The sequence below is a fragment of the Anoxynatronum sibiricum genome (genome assembly GCF_039414295.1).
In the GTDB taxonomy this organism is placed as follows: domain Bacteria; phylum Bacillota; class Clostridia; order Peptostreptococcales; family Tindalliaceae; genus Anoxynatronum; species Anoxynatronum sibiricum.
Map to the genome: position 1 here is coordinate 1 of NZ_JBCITM010000011.1, position 21,984 is coordinate 21,984.

The following is a 21,984-nucleotide window of genomic DNA, read 5'->3' on the forward strand; positions in this document are numbered from 1 at the left end:
CGCCGCCAGCGTTCATCCTGAGCCAGGATCAAACTCTTATTAGAATTCTTTCCCAAACCCAGTCTCTTTTCAGATTCTGGCTTCTTTTGGTTCTCTTCGCTTCTTCCTGCTGTTCAGTTTTCAAAGAACGTGTTCGTCGCATCCCTTGCCTTGCCTTATGTTGTCTTGCTCCGTGCGACTTTTATATTTTACCATCTTTCATCTTGCCTGTCAATCATTTTGTGAAGATTTTGTAAAGTTTTTTCTGGTGATAATCTCTTGCATCACTCTGCAAACAAAAGGGCAACACCTAATATAGCATAATTGAGAGATGGCGTCAATCCACTTTGCCAAAAAGAAAAGGCGCCGATAGAATAACCTGCACCTTTTACCCATATGGCCCCTATGCACAAACGTTTGGGCGAAGTTTATCTCATTTTAGATGCAATAACACTACCCAGTGCAATGGAATATAGTTTTGTTTCTGCAGAGTCTGCCCTTGACACCAGCACCACTGGAACTTTTGCACCCATAATAATACCTGCGGATGGTGCTTGCGCCATATAAGTCAATGTCTTTCCAATTCCATTTCCCACTTCTATCGTGGGTACCAACAGAATATCAGCATCGCCGCCAACCGGACTCTCAAAATCTTTGATTCTGCAAGCTTCCTTGGAAACAGCCAAGTCCAATGCAATCGGTCCTTCAACCACTACAGCGTCTCCGAACACTCCCTGTTTCTGCATTTCTTTAAGTGCAGCTGCATCAACAGTAGCAGCCATTTTTTCAGACACTTTTTCTTTTGCTGTCACGCAAGCTACTTTGACAGGGCTTATTTCAAGCGCTTTAGCAACTTCAACAGCATTAGTAATAATCATTTGTTTCTGATCAAGAGAAGGGGTAATGTTCATTCCACCATCTGTCAATAAAAGGAACTTATGATATGCAGCAGGTTCATAGATCATCACATGGCTTAACAGCCTGTCTGTGCGCAATCCAAAATCTTTATGCAGCACTTCTTTTAAAAGAATTGATGTGTCAAGCAGTCCTTTCATTAAAAAATCTGCCTTTTTATCACTGACTGCTTGTACTGCTTTTCTGGCTGATATGGAAAAATCATCACAGGGAATAATTGATAATTGCTGAAGGTCCAACTCGATTTCAACAGCAATACGCCTGATAGCAGTCTCATTCCCAAAAAGTTGCGCTGAAATAAGATCACTTTTTATGGCAGCTTTCACAGCCAGCAGGACATCCTTATCTTCCGCAGCAGCAACAGCGAGTGTCATTTTCTTCCCTTTGGCGGCATTCTCGATTAAGTCTTTCATATGACGAATCATTCTTTCACCTCAATTGTTTAGTTGTTTCCACTATAATTATACCATAGCCCACACCTTGTGTCTTCGTTATTAATGTCTTTAACCAGCAAAGTAAAAATCTAAATGATCAAGGAAGAAGCAGCTCTGCTTTGGCCAAAAGATGAGGGTCGGCGCCATTACTCCGTGCTTTTTCAATCCAATCGCGTGCTTCTGAGTAGCGCCCAGACTCCGTGGTCAAAACAGCCATGCGGCACATAAGATCTGGTTGATTGGGATGCTGCAACAGTGTTTCTTCCATCCAAAGTATTGCTTTTTCTAACTCGCCTTTGGCATAAAAAATCTCCGAAAGTTCAATAGCAGTTTGTTGATGGAAGCCTCGGATATTGATCACTTTGCCATAATACTTGATTGCATCGTCCAGCGCTCCTAGCTGATGATACCCAAGCGCTATGAAGAAAAACAGGTTCCACCAGTCATCTTTTGTTTTCTCTAATGTTCTCAATAATTTAATCCCTTCATGTGAATGTCCCTGCAATACTAATTTGTACCCCTTCTCGTATGTAACTAAAGAAGTTATCTGACTCAACTTCTGGTTGATGTGCTTCTTCTGCTTTGGGATCGTCGTCAACGACAGCGCCGTTTCCCAAGATTCTTGTGCTTTCACATAGGATTTTTGCCAACAATAAAAAGTTCCGAGGTAATAATGCAATACCATTTCATGTTGACACACTTCAGAACATTCTTCCAATAGTTGATAAGCTTCATACATAAGAGCCTTTTCGAGAGGGGGTTCAAGTTCTTGGTCAGAGCTGGCAATGCGTACATAACACCCACCTAGCATCATCGCTGCTTTAATATCAATGTTTTCACACTTCAAATAACCCCTCAGTATAACGGCTGCCTCATTAAGCTTTTTCTGTTTTTCAAATTGTTTTACAGACTCAAAGACTACTGTTTTTAAATCTTCCTGGAATCCTTTTAGAAACCTCCGATAAGTCTCCATATATCGAAAGGATGGATCGGCTCCCAACAGCAGAAGCATGCCTCTAAGGATCGTCGGAATGCTGATGATTTGATTTTCATCATTCATTTGAATGCGTATCGCCAGCTCATCTGTCAATAGCGGGACGTAGAGTCCTTCTGGTGGAACTTCAAATTGTTCGTTTCCCATCACCAACCCAGGTCTTAATTGTATAAAAGTTAACTGTTCAGTTGTTTTGAGAGCCCAATCATCAATAATTCCCATTTCATCCTCCCTGCTTTTCTTGCTTTTGATTCTTTAATCTATTGCTGTTTCCAGGTGTTCAGTTTCACATCAACTGCTTGCCAAATTGCAGCCACGCTATAGTTCTTTAAAAAGAATAATATCATCAATGTAGGTGTTGCGCTGATGATGATAATGATGCTTAACAACAGATCCGGATATACTGAATCCAGCTGCCATTAATGTGTTGAGAGATGCTTTGTTATCACTGAAAATCAATGCTCTTGCTATCTTCACTCCCGCGGTTTTCAGATCAGAGAGACCAAATAAAACAAGTGATTTTGCAATACCCTGCTGACGATAGTCCGACGAAACAGCTATCGTCACATGACATGCATGCTGTTGTTCACACATCCCTCTTGTCGCGCGCAATGCACCAATGACTTGCTGATTCGTGCGAGCGACATAGAAGTAATTCCCTTCTGTGTTCATCCACGTAATGACATCTTCAGTATTTCTTGCATCAGTGAAGGAAACTTCTTGTTGTTCTTGTTTTAATTGCTGAAAAAGGTTAAACATATCAGGCGCATCCTGAAGCGAGGACATATGATACTGGATTTTCAAATCATTCCCTCCTCCCAGACTCCACAAAGTTCCAGTTCTTCTTCCACGTTAACAACTGGTATGTGTTGGTTTCTGGATGTTCTATTGCGTGGATATATTATTAACCAGTCTTTTCTTGTTTCCACCATCGCAGAATAATCATAGGCAGCAACTTTAAGATGGCCATTTTCTATTTTAAGTTGTGCAGGCAAACTGAACATTTTAACAAAAGGTAAGTATTTTTTTGATGGCATCTGTTTCATATCTGGAAAATACTTCTCACGAAAACGAACATGATGAAGAAGTTCATGTATTAGTTCCTTGTTAATTGGCGCCATCGTTTCATGTATTTCATCAGGTAGTTTCCCGCGATACCCCGCAAGCGCACAGTCGTAAAGAAGTGCGTGATCAACAAACATGTGATCATCAACAATGGTTTGGTGCAAATACCGACGTAGTATATCAAACTGTTCAGCCTGACCAATTTGGCGCTGCCATCCACCCGCTTTTTTCCATAATAATGCCAGCTCGCTGAAATAAGCAAATGGTGATTTCTTCGAAAGATCCAGCGTTAGCCGTATTGTTTCGCGGTAATGTCCATGATTCCAATAGCGTTCCAATACTTCTTCCACCTGTTTGAGTTGAATGATTTCACTGTAATTGATGGCGTGAGATTCAAGAACCTCATAGGGCGGATGATCTTGATACACATAGCCATAATCCAACATCTTATTCCGCAGGCCAGATCCTTTAAGAAGTTTGAGGAAGCCCAGTTGCAACATATCAGCCTGCAGGTGAAACACCTGGTCAAAAGACGTGCGAAACTGAAATATATCTTCGTAAGGTAGTCCTGCTATTAAATCAACGTGTATATGAATGTTATTTGATCGGATGAGCCGCTGAATCACACTGAACTCTCGTTCTTGTTCCTGTGATCTTCCGATTGCTTTGAGGCTTTGCTTGCAGGTGGTTTGAATACCAATTTCAAATTGAAACAAGCCCGGTGGAACAGTTTCAAGAAACACCAACATCTCTTCGGTCAATAATCTCGAACTGATTTCAAAATGAAAATTCGTAACGCCATTATCATGTTCTTTTAAAAACTGCCATAATTTCATTGTTCTGTTATGATCCGCATTAAAAGTGCGATCAACCAGCTTCACCTGCTTCACTTGTGCATCGAGGAAAATTTCAAGTTCCTTAAAGACTTTCTCCAAAGGAAAAAAAATAACCCCTGAATCATTTCCCGACAGGCAAAATTGACATGAAAACGGGCAACCGCGTGATGTTTCGTAATAATAGATTTTATCATGCTCCATGTTTGGTTCATACTCGTAGGCTGATAGTTCCAGTAATGCAGAGGTCAAGCACTGTTCATCAGGATTTGAATATATTTGGCCACGTATTCGATAGTTAATTCCCGGAATGTTTGTATAGTCTTTATCATTCGCCAACGCATCTACCAGTTCAAAAATCTCTTCAACACCTTCTCCTGTAATAATAAAGTCAATTGCATCGCAGGATTTCATGATTTGCTGCGCATCATATGTAACCTCAGGTCCTCCCAGAATGATCTGCATTTCTGGTTTAATCTTCTTTAAAGAGTTCACTATCTTAATGATAATTTCGATGTTCCAGATATAACAAGAAAAAGCAACAACATCCGCTTCTGACAGATATAGCTCCCGAAGAATTTCCTGATAATCATGATTGATTGTATACTCAACAACAGACACTTCAAAAGCATTTTTTAATCGAGTATTGAGGTATCGAACTGCCAGATTTGTATGAACATATCGAGCATTTATGGCTGTCAAAATAATATTCAACGATCAACTGCCTCCCGTAGGTACGTCCCTTATTGTTAAAGTTTTTAGTACCTGATGTCTTTTATTATAGCATGGCTAGCCTTCAAAACAAATATCATCAATTATAAGAGCTTAAGCAGACTCATCATCAGCCAAGTGCACGTCTGAATTAAATCAGGAATTATTTTATGTAAACCTATTGCGATTTCATCCCACATTGTTTATAATGGAAAGCAATTGATTACTCAGGAAAGGTGGCCGTTATTTGTTTCCCCAAACTCATGCAATCATAGCCAGTCTCATCTATGACGATGTTTTTAGGCACCATCGCATAAAGCTGAACAAAACCCAATTAATTTATGGAAGTATCAAACCTGATTTATATTCAGGTTTGCCTAAACTTAAACACTTTAAACCACAGTCTTTTTCAACTATCTGCCAAGAAATTACTGTGCTGTCGCAGAAGCATACTCCCGACAACAAGGCAGCCATTGCAGCCTTGTCACAAAAGATCGGTATCGTGACACATTACATTGCTGATTACTTCTGCGTTCCTCACAATGACCGAAAAACTTATCAACACCATTTCATTAATCACTGTCAATACGAAGCCAAACTTCACCAAATGTTTAAGCACACAATTCACACTCCCAATAATATTCGAAATAACCAGTGGATTGATTTTTCACAATTTGATCAAGTCACGGGCTATCTAGATGATCTTCATAGTGTTTATCAATCAAGAAGCGAGAGTTACTTGAATGATTTGAACAGTTCTGTTCATGCTTCTCGCTCTGTTGGACTTATGGTTGTGCAACAGTCCATGTGCCACACCGAAGCTCTTCATGCAACCGCATAATGTTATCAACATATGTAAGCGGGTATCATGTGCCCGCTTTTATTGTGCACACACACTATCATTATTCCGCCTTGCTGATTGATTTGATTTAGGGTTGCATCTGCAAACTGGTTGGGATAAAATAGTTTCAGTAAAACCTTGAAGAAAGCGAGGCTTCCCATGGAAAATTTTAACCATATTTCTATCGAAAACATTTCCAAGAAAGACTTTTTAATGATTCTGCAGGCCCTGGAATATACCGGTGAACACATGCATATTCAGGCCTTTATTGATTTAAAGGACGATTTAATCCAACAGTTAACAGCATTGTCGGATGTCACGGAGGCAGAGTTAATGTCATTAATGCAAAGCTAGTCCCGGAACAATGCACAAAACCGGAACCATCGGATTATTTCCGATAATGGTTCCGGTTTTTTAGGTTATTATTGTCGCTTCTACATTTTTTCTGGAGCCTGGATACCAAGAAGGGATAGCCCCGTGCTCAGCGTTTCTTTGACCGCTGCTACCAGTGCCAACCTGGCATTTCGCTGTTTCGGCTCTGCATTCAATACCGGATGATCATGATAGAATCGATTGAATGCTTGTGCCAAATCAATGATATGGCGCGTCAAAATGGAAGGTTCATTTTTGTTTTTAGCATCAACAATGCTGTCGCCGAATTGTTCGATCTGCCGAATCACCTCATAGCTGATGTCGTCGGTTAAAAATTGCCCATCCAGATGATTGGATTGGCCGATGGCGGCTTCAGAAGCTTTTCTCAGAACACTGCAAGCACGTGCATGTGTGTATTGTACATAAGGACCAGTTTCACCTTCAAAACTAAATGCGGTTTCCCATGAGAAAGAAATATCTTTGATGCGATTATTACTTAGGTCATTGAAAACGACGGCTCCAACACCCACAGCTACAGCCGTTTCCAATTTATTCTCCAGGTTTGGGTTTTTCTCTTCGATAATTTCCTTAACGCGATCAATCGCACCATTAAGCACTTCATCCAACAAAACAACGGTTCCTTTCCGCGTTTGGATTCTTCTTCCTTCATGGGTTACACGGCCAAAAGGCAAGTGTAACAGATCCAAATGCCATTCGAATCCCATCAGCTCTATTACTTTGAACCACTGGGCAAAATGTAGTTTTTGTGAGTAGTCAGTGAGATACAGACATTTAAAGAAATCATATGTGTTTTTTCGATAAATGGCAGCTGTAATATCGCGGGTTGCGTAAAGAGTGCTGCCATCACTTTTTTGAACCAGACACGGCGGCATTCCATAGGCTTCAAGATCAATCATTGTGGCACCCTGACTTTCTGTCAGGAGATTTTTATCGGCCAAATCACGAAGAACCGGTTCCATTTTGTCATTGTAAAAGCTTTCACCGGTATAGTAATCAAACTTCACGCCTAATAAGGCATAGATTTTTTCCAATTCTTTAATCGTCTCAGTACTGAACCACTTCCAAAGAGAAAGAGCCTCTTCGTCTCCTTTTTCCATTTTAGTGAACCATTCTCTGGCTTCATCTTCCAAGACAGGATTATCTTCTGCTTCCTCATGAAACTTCACATAAAGATCCAGTAGCGACTGTATTGGTTCTTTTTCAATGGCTTTGGCATCTCCCCAGTTTCGATAAGCAACAATCACTTTTCCAAACTGTGTTCCCCAATCACCTAAGTGGTTAATTCCAATACATGTGTATCCCAAATGAGAGTATATCTTATAGAGTGCATTCCCAATGACTGTCGAACGCAAATGTCCGACATGAAAAGGTTTGGCAATATTGGGAGCAGAATAGTCTATGCAAATGATCTTCCCATTTCCTTCCTTCGAGCTGCCAAAAAACTCTTTCTCAGCCAATACTTGGTCTATCATTTCTTCTGCCAGTTTTTTTCTGTTAAAGAAAAAATTAACATAAGCTCCTTCGTTCATGCATTTTTCAAAGATATCGGGATAAGTAATTTTATTGGAAAGATCTTCTGCAATGAGCTGCGGAGATTTGCGCATGGTTTTCGCAAGCCGAAAACAAGGGAATGCATAATCACCCATATGTGCTTCGGGGGGAGTTTCAATCATAGTTGAAATGTCACGCATATCAATCTCCGGCACATGAGCAGCGATAGCCACTGCCACCATTTCTTTGTATTGATTCATTATTTTGCTCCTTCCATTCAAGTAGTCCTGCTTCAATCCAAACTGATTAATGCATGTGCTCTTATAAAGGATTATTTATCTGGATAATAGTCCGTCACAAACTCGTATACACCACGAACAGCTAAACCGTTAATTTCAGCAGGGATTTCACCTTCAATTTGCAATATCACCCTGTCAATACCCGGCAGCGTGATAAGAGAGTTCACCAACATCGCAATGGTTGCCTCCGTATCTTCAATTGATCCCGTCATATTATCAGAAAAATCACTTGAAAGATTAACTGTTGTTGATCGACCATCCTGTAGAATGGAGAGGAGTTGTGTTTCTGGAGGAATTGGATTGACCAGCTCCCCCATACCTTGTTGGTTAATCAATTGTTCAACAACAAAGGCAGCCAGAGAACGATCCTCTAATTCCGGGGCGTCTTCACGAATACTGTATGTATCAGAAAATATATATGGTTGATCACGATGTTTTAAGTATAAAACATAGTACACCCGTTCAACCGACTCTGCTTCCAGCGAATCCGTCTCTGCTTCTTCTGATACGTCATTCTCAACTGTCTGGGGAGGCCCCACAGGAGATTCCTCAGGTATTGACCGGCGACATGCTGTCGAAAAAACCAATGCCAATCCCAGTAAAATTAGAAATCCACTCTTTTTCAACATGTTATTTTGGGAGAAAAACAAACAATCACCTCACAAAGTCGTTATTTGACAAATCAACAGCAAATACTTTTGAAGATTACCCATTCAAGTGAGATATTTCATCGATCTGATTTTCATTGAATACTTGTATATCATGATTTTTCAAAAGCTGTGTTAACACCCCACTACCCTCAATTAACCGACCACTAAACTCTCCATCATGAATATGATACAAGCCGCAACTCGGGCTGTTTTCTTTCAGGATCACCGCCTGAACATCGCGACTTTTTAACACAGCAAGCACCTTTTGTGATCCAGATAAATATAACTGCGTGACATCAGCGCCTTTTGAGTTTATGATAAATGCCTGACCCGACAATACATCAGCACCTGTTCCGTTCTGAATTTCAGCAGGTTCGCGGGGAGTAGGCAACCCTCCCATCACCTCCGGACAAAATACCATAAGAGGATGATCTGCACTCAATAAATGTAGTCCTAAACAGTTTGCTGCAGTTCCATTATAGCGACAGGGGACTCCCATCAGACATGCACTGATTGCAATCATAATTTCCCTCCATTTCCAATGCTTCCATCAATCAATTCTTTTTGAAGGTTGCAATCGTTACACCGGCGCCGCCTTCACCATACTGACCATCACGATATTGTGATACCAACCGATGACCAGACAACATCGTCTGAATGCCGCGTTTCAATACCCCCGTTCCAACGCCATGAATAATGGTTACTTGTTCTCTTCCACTTAGATAAGCATCATCCAGAAATTTATCCGCCAAATACAATGCTTCTTCTAAATCAGTCCCGCGTATATCAATATCCGCCTTGCTGGTTTCTGCTTTATTTTTTATAATTCTCTGGACGCCCTTTTGAATGTGTTGCTGTTTGCGGTTTTCTTTTATAAGACCACTTATCGGGAGCGTCATTTTCATCATCCCCATTAAAACTGATGCATTTTCATTATTGCTATCTATAGAAATAATGCTTCCTGTTTGGTTAAGGGATGGAATGCGTACTTCATCGCCTTTTTTAAACGACTTCTCGCGACTTTGACTTTTATCATCAGATTCATTTGACAGCAGGAGTTCCGATTCTCCTCCCTGCACCTCATCCAATTGTTCCCGAATTCGATTTCTGATCTTTTCTGTTTCGCGGCCAAGGCTCTGTTGGTGCGCCGCATCTTGTGCTTTTCTCAGTTCAAGTATTGTCTGATCAATCTCTGTCTTCGTTTTTTTGAGGAGTTGTTGTGCCTCTCTTCGAGCTCCAGCTAAAATCGTCTCTCGCTGATCTTCCAGTTTCATTTTTTGTGCCTTCACTTGCCCCAAGATTGTTTCTGCTTCAAAACGAGCCTCAGAAGTCATCTTTAACTCTTTTTCTATTTGTATACGATTCGTTTCAATTGTTTGAAGCACATCTTCAAAGGCAACATTCTCTGTCGTCAATAATTTCCTTGCATTTTCAACGATATGTTCATTTATTCCAAGTTTTTTAGAAATTTCAAATGCATTGGATTTTCCTGGTACACCGATCAATAGTCGGTAAGTCGGACTCAAAGTAGCTATATCGAATTCTACACAAGCATTTTCAACACGTTCATTTGTTAATGCATATTGCTTAAGTTCGCTATAGTGAGTCGTCGCAACCACTGTTGCAGAAGCTCGTATTAGATGATCAAGAATGGCCATGGCAAGAGCTGCTCCTTCGTCGGGATCAGTGCCCGCTCCCAGTTCATCCAATAACACAAGTGATCTTCCTGTAAAATGTTGCAGAATCTCAACAATATTCGTCATATGAGAAGAAAAAGTGCTCAGACTCTGTTCGATGCTTTGTTCGTCTCCTATGTCGGCAAAAACTTCTTGGAATACTCCCACAGTCGTTCCATAGTCAGCTGGTAAATGCAGTCCACTCTGAGCCATAAGAATAAACAGACCTGCCGTTTTTAAAGCTACGGTTTTCCCGCCCGTATTCGGACCTGTAATGACCAGCGCATTATACTTTTCACCAATCGAGATGTTGTTCGGGACCACCTGCTTCAGATCTATCAATGGGTGACGTGCGTTTCGAAGGTGAATGACTTGATTTTCCACCACAGAAGGTTCGACAGCTTTCATTTTGACTGAAAGGAGTCCCTTCGCCATCCAGTAGTCCAGATACTGCAGTTTTTGCTGATTATCGCTCAGTGCCAATGCATACATGGCTACTTCATCAGTTAACTCCATTAAAATACGTTCAACTTCCAGCTCTTCTTTTAGTTTAAGTTCTTTAAGCTGATTATTTAATTCGACAATCGCCATCGGTTCAATAAACAGTGTCGCTCCGCTGGAAGACTGGTCATGCACCAATCCTGGCACCATATTTCGATACTCGTGCCGAACAGGAATAACATATCTTCCCTGACGGATCGTGACGATAGGATCCTGTAAATATTTTTGTGTTTTGACTGACTGTATCATTTGATTAAGCTTTGATTTAACCGCTTCATTTTTTTGCTGAATTTGCTTCCTGATTTGACGCAAAAGCAAACTGGCTTGATCCGAAACTTCAGAATCACTTATAATGCATGTTGTTATTCGCGCTTCTAGTGCTTTAACTGATTGAACTTGAGATACCAGACTGTCAATCCTGGGCAATTTTTCGCGCTGGTCGATGGACTGCATATGTGAACGACATTTTCGTGCCAAAGACAGCTGCCGCGCCACCACAAGGAGTTGTCCCGGGTCAAGTGCAGCGCCTATATCAGCCCTGCGCAAAAGTATACTGATATCTTGGAGTCCCGATAAAGGTATGGGGCCTTTTTGCATGATCAGTGATTCGGCTTCACTTGTTTCTTGCTGCAATTCTTGAATCTGCAATAGTTCAGTTTCTGGGGTAGTTGATTCTGCGAGCAGCTGTCCCAGTGGAGACTGACACTCCAATCCAAGCATATCAATAATTTTATCATATTCGAGCACTCTCAATGTTCGTTGATTCATAATGAATGTCCTTTCCTGCATGTCTATATTGCTATTCACTATTTACCGACATTATTGTAGCACAGTTCATCATCTTAAGCCAGCTTTGATGACCTGTGCACGAGAAGAAACAGAAGCCTAACCCATCGAAAAAAGGGCCTCTCCCCATTATGAGGAAAGAAGCCCAGTTATAATTGAAAGCTTAAATCATGTTGTCAGCAGAGTCCAGCACGCGATCGAGAATGGCCAGTGCTTCCCGCAACTCAGCTTCAGTGATGCACAATGGTGGTGCGATAATTAGAATGTTCTCGTGGCTGTAAGTTGCAAAGCCTTCATTTTGAAGCATCCCTAAGATTTTTTTCATGATTTTTTCAGGATCTTTACCATAAGGTACAATAGGTTCTTTTGTTTCTTTATCTTTCACAAGTTCCACGGCTGAGAAGAGTCCGATATAGCGCACATCTCCCACACATGGATGTTTCACTTTTAGCTCTTCCAGCAGGCTCCCCAATACCTTGCCCAGGTTTTTGGAGTTTTCAATAAGCTTTTCATCCCGATAAACGTCAATGGTGGCGCAGGCTGTAGCACAGCCCATGGGGTGACCATTGTAGGTGAGACCGCAGTACATCACATTGTCATCAAAATAAGCTGCAATTTCTTTGCTGACAATGGTACCACCCAGCGGCAGGTATCCACAAGTGGCTCCTTTTGCAAAAGTGATAATATCTGGTTTCACATCCCAGTGATTCACTGCAAACCATTCACCGGTACGGCCCCAGCCAGCCATGACTTCGTCGCAAACCATTACAATTCCAAATTCGTCACAAAGATCTCTCACGCCTTTAAGATAACCTTCTGGTGGTATGATAATCCCATTGCTGCCAGTGACTGTTTCCAGGAAGATAGCAGCCACATGTTGAGGACCTTCGTAAAGAATTTGTTCACGAAGCTGACCAATATAGTATTTGGTAGCCTCAGCGTCATCCTTAAAGGGGAAGGGGGCCCGATAGACATAAGGATCAAAGAACTTCACAAAACCGGCAATACCTGGTTCGCTGGCAAACCGACGAGGTTCTCCAGTGAGATTGGCAGCTCCATAAGTAGCTCCATGATAGGAGCGATAGCGGGAAAACACTTTGTGACGGCCTGTGAACATGCGGGCGATTTTGATGGCATTTTCGTTTGCTTCTGCACCTGCATTAGTAAAGAAGACCTTACCCATATTGTCAGGAGCTACTTCGATAACTTTTCGGGCAGCTTCAGACTTGGCTTCAAAGGCATACGCAGGTCCCATGAATGCCATTTTGTCAGCCTGATCCTTGATGGCTTGAATCACTTTTTTGTGACCATGTCCAATGTTCATATTGACCAATTGTGATGACATATCAAAATACTTTTTGCCGTCAGCATCCCAAAAATAAATGCCTTCTGCCTTGGTAATAACCAGCGGGTTTAATGCTCCCTGAGCACTCCAGGAATGAAGGTTGTACGTCAAGTCATCTTTTTTGACCTTTGCCGCATCTTGCATGTTGTCGCCTCCCTTTATTTGTTCATCACATTTCCAAAAAGTTCTTCATCAGTGGGAACTACCGGAGCAAACGGTCTGGATACCCAAGTTGTGTTGATCATATGTTTCCAGGTGATATTTTCTGAAACGCTGTTACCTCCCCAGCTTCCACAACCAAGACTAGTGGTGAATGGCATTCCATTGAACCAGTTTCCCGTATTGGCAGGCGCCATTCCTTGCCGGATGTTCATGCGGCTTACTTTCGTCTTCAAAGCAAGTTCCATAATGTGTTCTTCATTAAATGAGTGGATACCGCAGGAGTGACCCATGCCTTGGAATTTGGTAATGGTGTTTACAAGGTCAACTGCATCGCTAAATTGATCATACTTGAAAGCCGTTGTTACAACTGACAGTTTTTCACCTGAGAAAGGATACTCGGCTCCAATTCCAGTTTCAGGAACGACGTAGAACTTGACATCTTCTGGAATTTTTAGGTCAGCAACCTCTGCAATGGTCTGTGGTGATTGAGCAATGATCTTAGGATTCAAGTGACCATCAACCCACATCGCAGCCTGAAGTTTTGCCTTTTCTTCAGGATTCACCACATATCCACCTTCGTTTCTCAATGCATCCAAAAACTCATCATAAATATCTTTTTGAATAATAAGTGAGTTTTCAGCAGAACAACTGGTTGCGAAATCAAAAGTTTTACTGATTCTGATTTTTTCTGCCGCATCTTTAATATCAGCAGTTTCATCAATGACTACAACAGCATTTCCTGCTCCCACACCATATGCAGGTGTTCCCGAAGAATAAGCAGCATGCACCAGACCCGCACCACCGGTGGCTACTACCAGGTCGCATTGTTTCATTAGTTCGTTGCTGATTTCAAGTGTAGGATCTTCAATCCCAATAACCAGATCTTCAGGAGCGCCAAAACGCTTCAATGTTTCTCTCATTAAACCCACAATATATGTGTTGGTTCTTTTAGTTCTGGGATGGGGAGACATAACAATCGCATTTCGACCTTTGATGGCATGTGCAGCTTTGACTGTCGGTGTAGCTTCAGGATTTGTGCATGGAATCAGTGCTCCAATCACTCCAATTGGTTTTGCAATTTTTGTGATTTGCTTTTCTTCGTCAATCTCAATGACACCAACCGATTTTTTGCCTTTCATATCACGGACAGCGCCTTTTGCTTTTGCCATTAACTTGTTGTATTTTCCTTCGTAGTTCCCCATTCGCGATTCTTCAACAGCCATTTTGGAGATTTCTTGCGCCGGTCCATCTTTCACGATATTCCATACCAGCGCTTCAACCAACTCATCCACTTGCTCCTGCGAATAATACTCAATGGCTTCCTGAGCTTTTCGAGCTCGTTCAATTAACCCGGCAACATACTCAACAGCTTCTTGATTCATTTGATCCATCTGAACGCCTCCTAGAATTAAATTATGATCCGGCAAATGCCGGGGCAATAAATAGTGAATCGATCTGTTTGTTTCAACACAGCGATTATTATGCAAGTACTGTGCCACAATTCGCGATGACGAGCAAAAACTGAGATGAAAGAAGGTTAATTCGTTAAAGCATGGTGTTTCCTATGATAAATTCCGCCATTCTTCTGTTGTTTGCAATGATGGCATCATCAAGCACCTCCTTTCGATTCATTAATGACTCATCTAATGGCAAAGGGCTTGAAAATGTCTAAATGATATCAACAATGTCAGTGTCCACTTCTTTGAGCAGTCTTTGAATCGCTTGATTTAAAAATGTATCATTATTGATCTTAACTGCCTTGGTATTTGATGTGATATTTGTTCATTTTTCGAACAATGGTGGGCTGACTCACATCCAGCACTTTTGCAATCTCGCGGGTTGTTCGGTGCTTTTGGGCAGCAGCCGCGATCACCTGTTTTTCGACTTCCTCCACCGTCTGCTTTAATGTGCTTTTCACAGAAAGTCTCATATCTTTTTGGCGATGGTCTTCTCCTAAAATAAATCCCGGCAAATTCTCTGGCAGAATCTCCTTTCCTTTTGTTGTAATAACGATTCTTTCAATTATATTTTCCAGCTCTCGAACATTTCCTGGCCAGCTATAACGCAAAAGCACATCAATTGTATTTGAATCAAGGCGTTTCTCCACAGCAAATTTCTCATTATACTTTTTTAAAAAATAGGTTACCAACGGAAAAATATCTTCTTTTCTTTCTCTTAACGGAGAAAGATGTATGGGAACAACATTAAGTCGATAATACAAATCTTCACGAAATTGATGTGTTCTCACCATCTCATTTAAATCTTGATTTGTGGCTGTGATAATACGTACGTTCACGGGTATTGGTTTGATTCCCCCGACACGCTGTACTTCTTTATCTTGAATTGCATGTAATAACTTAACCTGTAAGTTAATCGGCAACTCAGAGATTTCATCAAGAAAAATAGTGCCGTTTTGTGCAACTTCAAAGAGACCAGGCTTGCCTTGCTTTTTAGAACCTGTGAAAGCACCTGCTTCATATCCAAAAAGCTCTGACTCCAAGAGAGATTCCGGAATTGCCCCACAGTTCACTTTAACAAAGGGCCTGTCCTGGTTTTCGCCAAAAAGATGAATAAACTTGGCAATTTCTCCTTTTCCGACACCCGACTCTCCCGTTATAAGAACTGTCGAATCAATTTGTGCCAAACGTTTCGAGAGTTGTATAACATCTTTCATTTTCTTGCTTTTGATAATCAACGTGCCGATGCGTTCTTGTTGCTCTTCCTTCAGTTCTTCCAGTGTGTTATGCACATCTTCAAGCTGGTTTTTAAGGGATATGAGTTCTGTCATATCCCTGGAAGTGGTAATAATTTTTTGTATATTGCCCCTTTTGTCAAAAATGGGAGTCCCTGTTGTCATTAGTTTTTTTCCGTGTCGATTATTATGAAGAATGGTTACCTCTTCTTTTTTTGTAAAAGCCATTTTGGCAACAGATGGATAAAACAGCCCTGATTTTTCCTGCTCATCAATATTCTTCCCAATAACATTCTCTTTCGAGACCTGATACAGTTGGCTGGCTGCTTTATTCATCCATTGAGTGATCCCGTCTTTATTGTCAATGAAAATAGCGTCCTGGGCAGAATCAAAGATCATTTTGAACTCTTCTGTGCTTGCATTTGAAATAACGCTGGCCATATTTTCAATATCAAAAAACATAGCTCCGAAGATGTATCCTTCCTGGTCTTCTGCCATCAGATATGTCTGTACGAGAACATCATTGTCTTCCAGCACCTTCCAGTTTTCCTGTCGGTTCTGTTGTAAGTCTGCAATAAATGCAGCAATTTGTTGCTCATTTCCAATTTTTTTGCGATATAAATCGAGAAAAAAGGAAGCCCTTTTGTTTTGATAGATGATCTGACCATTCTCTCGAATAATCACCATACCCGCCGGAATCATATCCAACAACTGATTCACAAATTCCATTCGCATTCCTCCAGTCTATTGCAACATCTCATTAACCCATCGACTTCATACCAATTACCAGTAAAACAGATGTTAATGTGACTGATTCAAAAATAGATCGTAAGCATCTATTCAAAATTGTATCACAAAATATAGGTATATTCAAATAGCAACATCCCCCTTTCTCTAATCATCAACTGAATCTTTATGTTTCACCGAATCCACCCAGAGATATAAATGTATATAAGTGATTGACCTGATACAGTGGAAATTCATTCGCCAGAACCACTGTCTTAAAGTATAATAATCAGTGACAGTTCTAACAGATTGTAAACTGCATCATAGAAACGATCAATAGGGGGTTTCAACGATGAAAACCAGCCACGATTTCTACCAGCTCATTAAACAGCATTGGACGCAACGCGACTTGCTTCTGCAAACAGACTCATCAATTGATCTGATCTTTTCATTCTTGGAAAGCGAGGCATTTTCAACGGAATTGGAAGCAATGATTTCGAAGAATCATTTTACATGCCGGGAAGTGCAGAAATTATGTGAACCTATGCTTCAGACAATGTGGGCTGAATCTTTCCCTGAAGACCCCTTATATTACATTTATCAATTTGCCTTGTCCAAATCTTTCCCTGATGCAGTTGAAACCAAACTGGATCCCCGACTGGACTCAGGTTGCCTGTTTTACTTGGAAGCACTGCGGGCTACCTTATCCATCCAGCAAGAACATGACAGCGAATCTTTTCAGGCCCGTTATCCCCTCCAGCTTGAGTTTCAGAGCGATGACGATCAAGGCGAATACTCGCGTGAGTATAGCAGATTCATTCACGCTTTTAAAAATGAATATGTTATTGAAATGATGAAACTCAACTTTGAAGTCACCCAACATAACACGATGGACCACGTTAGCGGCGTCCATTTTTTAGCAATGCGTATTGCTAAGCAACTGCATGAGTTTGGCACCCCGGTGGATTTAGGGAAAATTTCAGGCGCTGCCGCAGGTCATGATTTGGGAAAATATGGCTGCCGCAGCTTTGAAAATAAGCGTGTTGCATACCTCCATTATTATTACACCGAACAATGGTTCAAATCACGAGACATCTTCAATATCGGTCATATTGCTCTGAACCACTCAGTTTGGGATCTGGAGCTGGAAAACTTACCTCTCGAGTCATTAATTCTAATCTATAGTGATTTCAGGGTTAAAAACTCAAAAAACAAAAATAATCAATACGAAATGTCATTCTTTAGCTTGTCCGACTCTTTTTCTGTCATTCTGAGCAAACTTGACAATGTTGATGCTGAAAAGGAAAAGCGTTATATACGTGTCTATGCCAAGTTAAAAGATTTCGAAGACTATATGATTGACCTCGGTGTCCAAGTGGATCCAGACAAACCAATCGGAATTTCTGCCAGAAGTCGAAAAAAGTATTTCTCTTTGATGCAGGGTCATGAAATCACCCAGAACTTGAAATACTTGGCCATACAGCATAATATTCATTTGCTATATAAATTTCGTGATGAGGATTCCCTGAGCGAGATTATTGAAATTGTTCGAAACGAGAAGAATGACAAGATTTTCAGGGAGTATCTCGGGCTGTTTGAAGAGTACACTGCCTATTTAACTCAAAAGCAAAAAATTGTTACATTGAGATTTTTATATGAAAAACTGACACATCCTGAAGAAGACATTCGCAGACAATGTGCTGAATTGATTGGACAAATCATCAGTTGCTTTGATGAAAATTATCGCAAAGAAGTGCCCGAAGATGCAAAACTTCCAATGCCAGATATCACCAGTTTTGACCTTTTACGGGAATATATGAAACTCTTTTTATATCCAGACCACAAGATCACCGAACTACATGCTTATTGGATTCGATACAGCCTTAAACATATGCTTATGAAACTTTTGAGCCGTTGCGAGCAGAAATTTATCAGTCTCTATAAGGAAATCCTTCTGGAGTTCTTTGAAGAATCAAAAAATATACATGACCAGCCAGATATTCATTTGCTGAATATTATTAAAGGGATTCCTGTGTATCCTGGTGACCCTTCACTGACCATTTTCTTTGACTACGTTATCTTCTCTCTTTCCAACCATCGATTGGAAGATCTTGATAATGTTGACCTTCGCATGTCCATCCTCGAATCAATCTATTATCTGGTCGATTTTTTTGCCGAAGACAGTGAAGCTGTCCAAAGAATTCGACACCTTTTTACAGATAAACCCAACAAATCTCAGGTGCCTGCAGAAAACTACCTGATGTATAAACTCGCAAAAAAATTGTTTGCTGAAGAAAAGATGATTACACCGTATCATGAGTTTTATGAGTTGGATATTCACAAGGTTCCGGATATCCATCTGACAAATCTTAAGTCTGCAACAAATTGGGTTACCAAGAGAATCCATGTTGAATTACTGCAGGAATATTTGGAACAAAACCCGACATTAAATAAACTGTACACAGCTATGCATTATTGCAATCTCTTAAAAGTCAGCTCAGTTGAGAGTGTTCGAATTCAAGCTGGAGAATCATTGGTAAAGCTCTTTCCACACCTGCCTCTCGAACAACGGAATGACGTAGCCATTGAGCTTCTTCGCGCTCTTGAAATTGACGGAGCTCAGCATACAAAATACATTCCTGATTACCTTGGTCAGATTATCATATATCTGCAGCCCGTTGAACTTGATGAAATGATCACTGATCTAAATGAAAAACTGAAACAAAGCAATACAGAAATAAACTCACTACTGATGAAGACAATTGGCGTTTTCATCGAAAACTACCCCCGTTACAGGGAATTTTTTCAAGAAACTGATGAAGGTTATGAGTATCGGCTTCAAAAGATGCTCGGTATCCTTCTCAATGGGCTGGTTCACCACCAACTTCAAATTCAACAAATCTCTTTCAGTGTCCTTGGCAAAGATGTGTTTGGTTCCAACAAACTCTCGTTACCAGAAAAATATCAGTTATTTCTGATGACTGCCAAAAAAATACTTACTCTTTCTAAAGAGACAGAAGATCATGAGCTTCTATTCCTCACTAATTCTTCTGGTTTAAATCATCTGTACCGATTCATTTCTGACTATGCTTTTTTTCATAAAACCATCGAAATTCCAACGCCAGAAAGAGTCGCTTTTTTTCCTGGTTCCTTTGACCCCTTTACACTTGGACACAAAGCAATCACAAAAGCCATTCGCAACCTTGGTTATGAAGTCTACTTAGCTGTCGACGAATTTTCATGGTCTAAGAGAACACAACCAAACTTAATCCGAAAAAATATTATCAACATGTCTATAGCCGACGAGTTGAATATTTATCTCTATCCTGAAGAGTTGCCTGTGAATCTGGCCAACCCCGTAGACTTACGCCATTTGAACAATAATTTTCCCGATTCCAGTGTCTACCTTGTAGCAGGCAGCGATGTGCTCATCAATGCCTCTGCCTATAGTGACCCTGCCAATGAATATATTTTAAGCTTTCCCCACATCGTTTTTGAAAGACGCAATGCTTCTTATTCGCCAGATAGTCACGCTCGCCTAAACAAGGTGTTGGAAGCGCTGCTTCACCCTTCGGTCCGATTGAATCTGCCGACACAATATGAAGAGATCAGCTCTACTCAGATTCGGAACTATATTGATGAAAACCGGGATATTTCTCGAATGATTGATCCCTTAGCGCAGCACTTGATCTACAAGAGAAACCTGTATCGAAATGAACCCCAGTATAAGTCAATGATTCAAACGATTTCTCTTGATGTGGATATTCGCGATCATGTCACTTATGAACTGATCAACAACATCGTTTCCACATTCCATCAAAATTACACATACTCATTTAAAAATATTGAGCAAGTGTTTGCAAAACCCAACGGTCGATTGATATTAATTCGGGATGTCAATCAAAATGGACGCATTCTGGCTTACGCAGCCCTTCACTGGATCCCCTCTGAACAGATTTTCCAGGAGTTTAGAGACCGCAACATCTCTCAACATATTCGCGAGCATTACAGTGGGCGCATTATCCTTATTGACGGAATTTTTTCAGTAAAGGATCATCCTTTTGAAAATCTAAATCAAGTTATACTGACAGAAACGCTCACTTACTGCCTGAAAAACGACTACGGTTATGCGATTTATCAAAACAAAATCGACGAGAGTACTCCGACAGAAGTCGATGAAATTCTCAAACTTCACGGTTTTTCTGATCTTTCTTTCACACCAACATCTCAGCCTGTCTATACGGTTGACATGTCAAATCCATGCACCCTGAATCTGGATATTATGACAATCATCAAAGAGCCATTTAAAAGTAATCAGCATGTTCAAAATGTGATTAATCGAACGCGACACCGTATGCAACAAGTACTCACAGAACTTTATCCTGGTCACTTATTGTTGTCCTTTGATCGCAGCATTATTGACGAAACGCTCATCAAAAAAATCTGCCATGAAAATGAGATTCCCCCGGTGCCATTAACGCCCAAGCGCATGGGTGAATCGATGTGTGTTCCTTTTGGCAATGTGTTGAATCGCAGTATCGTTCCGAACACAATCACCAAATCACTGCATACAGAAAAAATGTTTGATCCCGACATGAAGCACTTTACTATTCGCTCTTTTCCATACTACCTAGATCTCAAACATCAAATTCGAATGATCAAGTCATTTAATCGTCCGGTCATTCTTGTGGATGATTTGCTTAATAAAGGTTATCGAATTCGAGCCCTGGATCCATTACTCAATGAGGAAAAACTAGAGGTCAAAAAAATCATCGTGGGTATTTTGTCAGGCAGAGGAAAAGAATTGATGGAAATTCAAAACCGGGCTGTTGACAGCGCCTATTTCATACCCAAGCTGCGTCTCTGGTTTAATGAAGCGCTTCTTTACCCTTATATTGGAGGTGATTATTTATGGAGAGGTGAATACCCTAAAAGCAATCTATTGCCTTCCATAAACCTGATTTTACCCTATACATCACCAGCCTTTATCAAAGGGGTTACCAATCGCCAGTTGTATAATATGTCCGAAGTATCCATTCTCAACGCGATTGAAATTCTAACTGTTCTGGAGAAAGAGTATCAAAAACTCTATGAACGAAAACTGACATTGGCACTTCTTGGAGAAGTCTTTATTTATCCGCGTTATCCCGACAATGGGCCTTACATGGAATATGATTTCAGCATCTCAGCTTCAGAGCATCTGAAAAAAGATCTTGAGCTACTGAAAAGACTTGAATTAATGGTGATAACATCTTAATTGTATAATTGTATAACGATTTTTCATAGGCGGTGATTCAATGATATATTTTTACCAATTGTCTCAAGGTGTGGCCGCATCTTTCCTATTCTTCCCTGATTTGCCAAAGGCAGATTTTGATGCAGTAATCCACCGGTCACCTCTCTTTTTCTTAATAACCAGATCGGCCGCAAACAGTCAGGTGTGTGCTTTATTGCATGAGCCTCATCATCTATTTTTAGATCAAGAATCTTT

General features: G+C 40.7%; 14 protein-coding genes. 3 read left to right on the plus strand and 11 right to left on the minus strand.

Annotated features, from left to right (window positions below; translation table 11 throughout):
* Window positions 1–407: 407 nt before the first annotated feature.
* From AAIG11_RS11100 to AAIG11_RS11115, 4 genes are all read right to left on the minus strand, one after another.
* Window positions 408–1,319, minus strand: coding sequence for a bifunctional enoyl-CoA hydratase/phosphate acetyltransferase (locus tag AAIG11_RS11100; protein WP_343186321.1), 912 nt, complete (start codon window positions 1,317–1,319; stop codon window positions 408–410).
* Window positions 1,320–1,425: 106 nt separating this feature from the next.
* On the minus strand, window positions 1,426–2,544 hold the full coding sequence (locus AAIG11_RS11105; protein WP_343186322.1) for a tetratricopeptide repeat protein: 1,119 nt from the start codon (window positions 2,542–2,544) through the stop codon (window positions 1,426–1,428).
* Between the two features lie 96 nt (window positions 2,545–2,640).
* Complete coding sequence (locus AAIG11_RS11110; RefSeq protein WP_343186323.1) at window positions 2,641–3,126, minus strand: GNAT family N-acetyltransferase; 486 nt, start codon at window positions 3,124–3,126, stop codon at window positions 2,641–2,643.
* Window positions 3,123–4,934, minus strand: coding sequence for a B12-binding domain-containing radical SAM protein (locus tag AAIG11_RS11115; protein ID WP_343186324.1), 1,812 nt, complete (start codon window positions 4,932–4,934; stop codon window positions 3,123–3,125). The genes AAIG11_RS11110 and AAIG11_RS11115 overlap by 4 nt, the downstream gene beginning before the upstream one ends.
* A 244-nt stretch (window positions 4,935–5,178) precedes the next feature.
* Between AAIG11_RS11115 and AAIG11_RS11120 the strand changes: the two genes are divergently transcribed.
* Both AAIG11_RS11120 and AAIG11_RS11125 read left to right on the plus strand, forming a co-directional pair.
* Window positions 5,179–5,772, plus strand: coding sequence for a zinc dependent phospholipase C family protein (locus tag AAIG11_RS11120; RefSeq protein ID WP_343186325.1), 594 nt, complete (start codon window positions 5,179–5,181; stop codon window positions 5,770–5,772).
* 159 nt (window positions 5,773–5,931) lie between these two features.
* Window positions 5,932–6,126 (plus strand): hypothetical protein, encoded by a 195-nt coding sequence (locus AAIG11_RS11125; RefSeq protein ID WP_343186326.1) that lies wholly within the window; start codon window positions 5,932–5,934, stop codon window positions 6,124–6,126.
* Between the two features lie 80 nt (window positions 6,127–6,206).
* On the opposite strand, the gene argS is transcribed toward AAIG11_RS11125, so the two are convergent.
* The 7 genes from argS to AAIG11_RS11160 form a co-directional block, all read right to left on the minus strand.
* Entirely contained in the window at window positions 6,207–7,916 is a 1,710-nt protein-coding gene (gene argS, locus AAIG11_RS11130; protein ID WP_343186327.1) for an arginine--tRNA ligase, read from the minus strand.
* A 71-nt stretch (window positions 7,917–7,987) separates the two neighbouring features.
* On the minus strand, window positions 7,988–8,584 hold the full coding sequence (locus tag AAIG11_RS11135) for a GerMN domain-containing protein (protein WP_343186328.1): 597 nt from the start codon (window positions 8,582–8,584) through the stop codon (window positions 7,988–7,990).
* A gap of 76 nt (window positions 8,585–8,660) precedes the next feature.
* Entirely contained in the window at window positions 8,661–9,128 is a 468-nt protein-coding gene (locus tag AAIG11_RS11140) for a 2-thiouracil desulfurase family protein (RefSeq protein WP_343186329.1), read from the minus strand.
* Window positions 9,129–9,159: 31 nt separating this feature from the next.
* Window positions 9,160–11,550, minus strand: a complete 2,391-nt coding sequence (locus tag AAIG11_RS11145; RefSeq protein WP_343186330.1) for an endonuclease MutS2 — start codon at window positions 11,548–11,550, stop codon at window positions 9,160–9,162.
* Between the two features lie 181 nt (window positions 11,551–11,731).
* Window positions 11,732–13,057, minus strand: coding sequence for an aminotransferase class III-fold pyridoxal phosphate-dependent enzyme (locus AAIG11_RS11150; protein ID WP_343186331.1), 1,326 nt, complete (start codon window positions 13,055–13,057; stop codon window positions 11,732–11,734).
* A gap of 14 nt (window positions 13,058–13,071) precedes the next feature.
* On the minus strand, window positions 13,072–14,466 hold the full coding sequence (locus tag AAIG11_RS11155; RefSeq protein WP_343186332.1) for an aldehyde dehydrogenase family protein: 1,395 nt from the start codon (window positions 14,464–14,466) through the stop codon (window positions 13,072–13,074).
* A 359-nt stretch (window positions 14,467–14,825) separates the two neighbouring features.
* Window positions 14,826–16,496 carry a sigma-54 interaction domain-containing protein gene (locus AAIG11_RS11160; RefSeq protein WP_343186333.1) on the minus strand — a complete coding sequence of 557 codons (1,671 nt, stop codon included), beginning with the start codon at window positions 16,494–16,496 and terminating at the stop codon, window positions 14,826–14,828.
* A 349-nt stretch (window positions 16,497–16,845) separates the two neighbouring features.
* On the opposite strand from AAIG11_RS11160, the gene AAIG11_RS11165 reads away from it, so the two are divergent.
* Entirely contained in the window at window positions 16,846–21,750 is a 4,905-nt protein-coding gene (locus AAIG11_RS11165) for a nucleotidyl transferase family protein (RefSeq protein ID WP_343186334.1), read from the plus strand.
* Window positions 21,751–21,984: the final 234 nt, after the last annotated feature.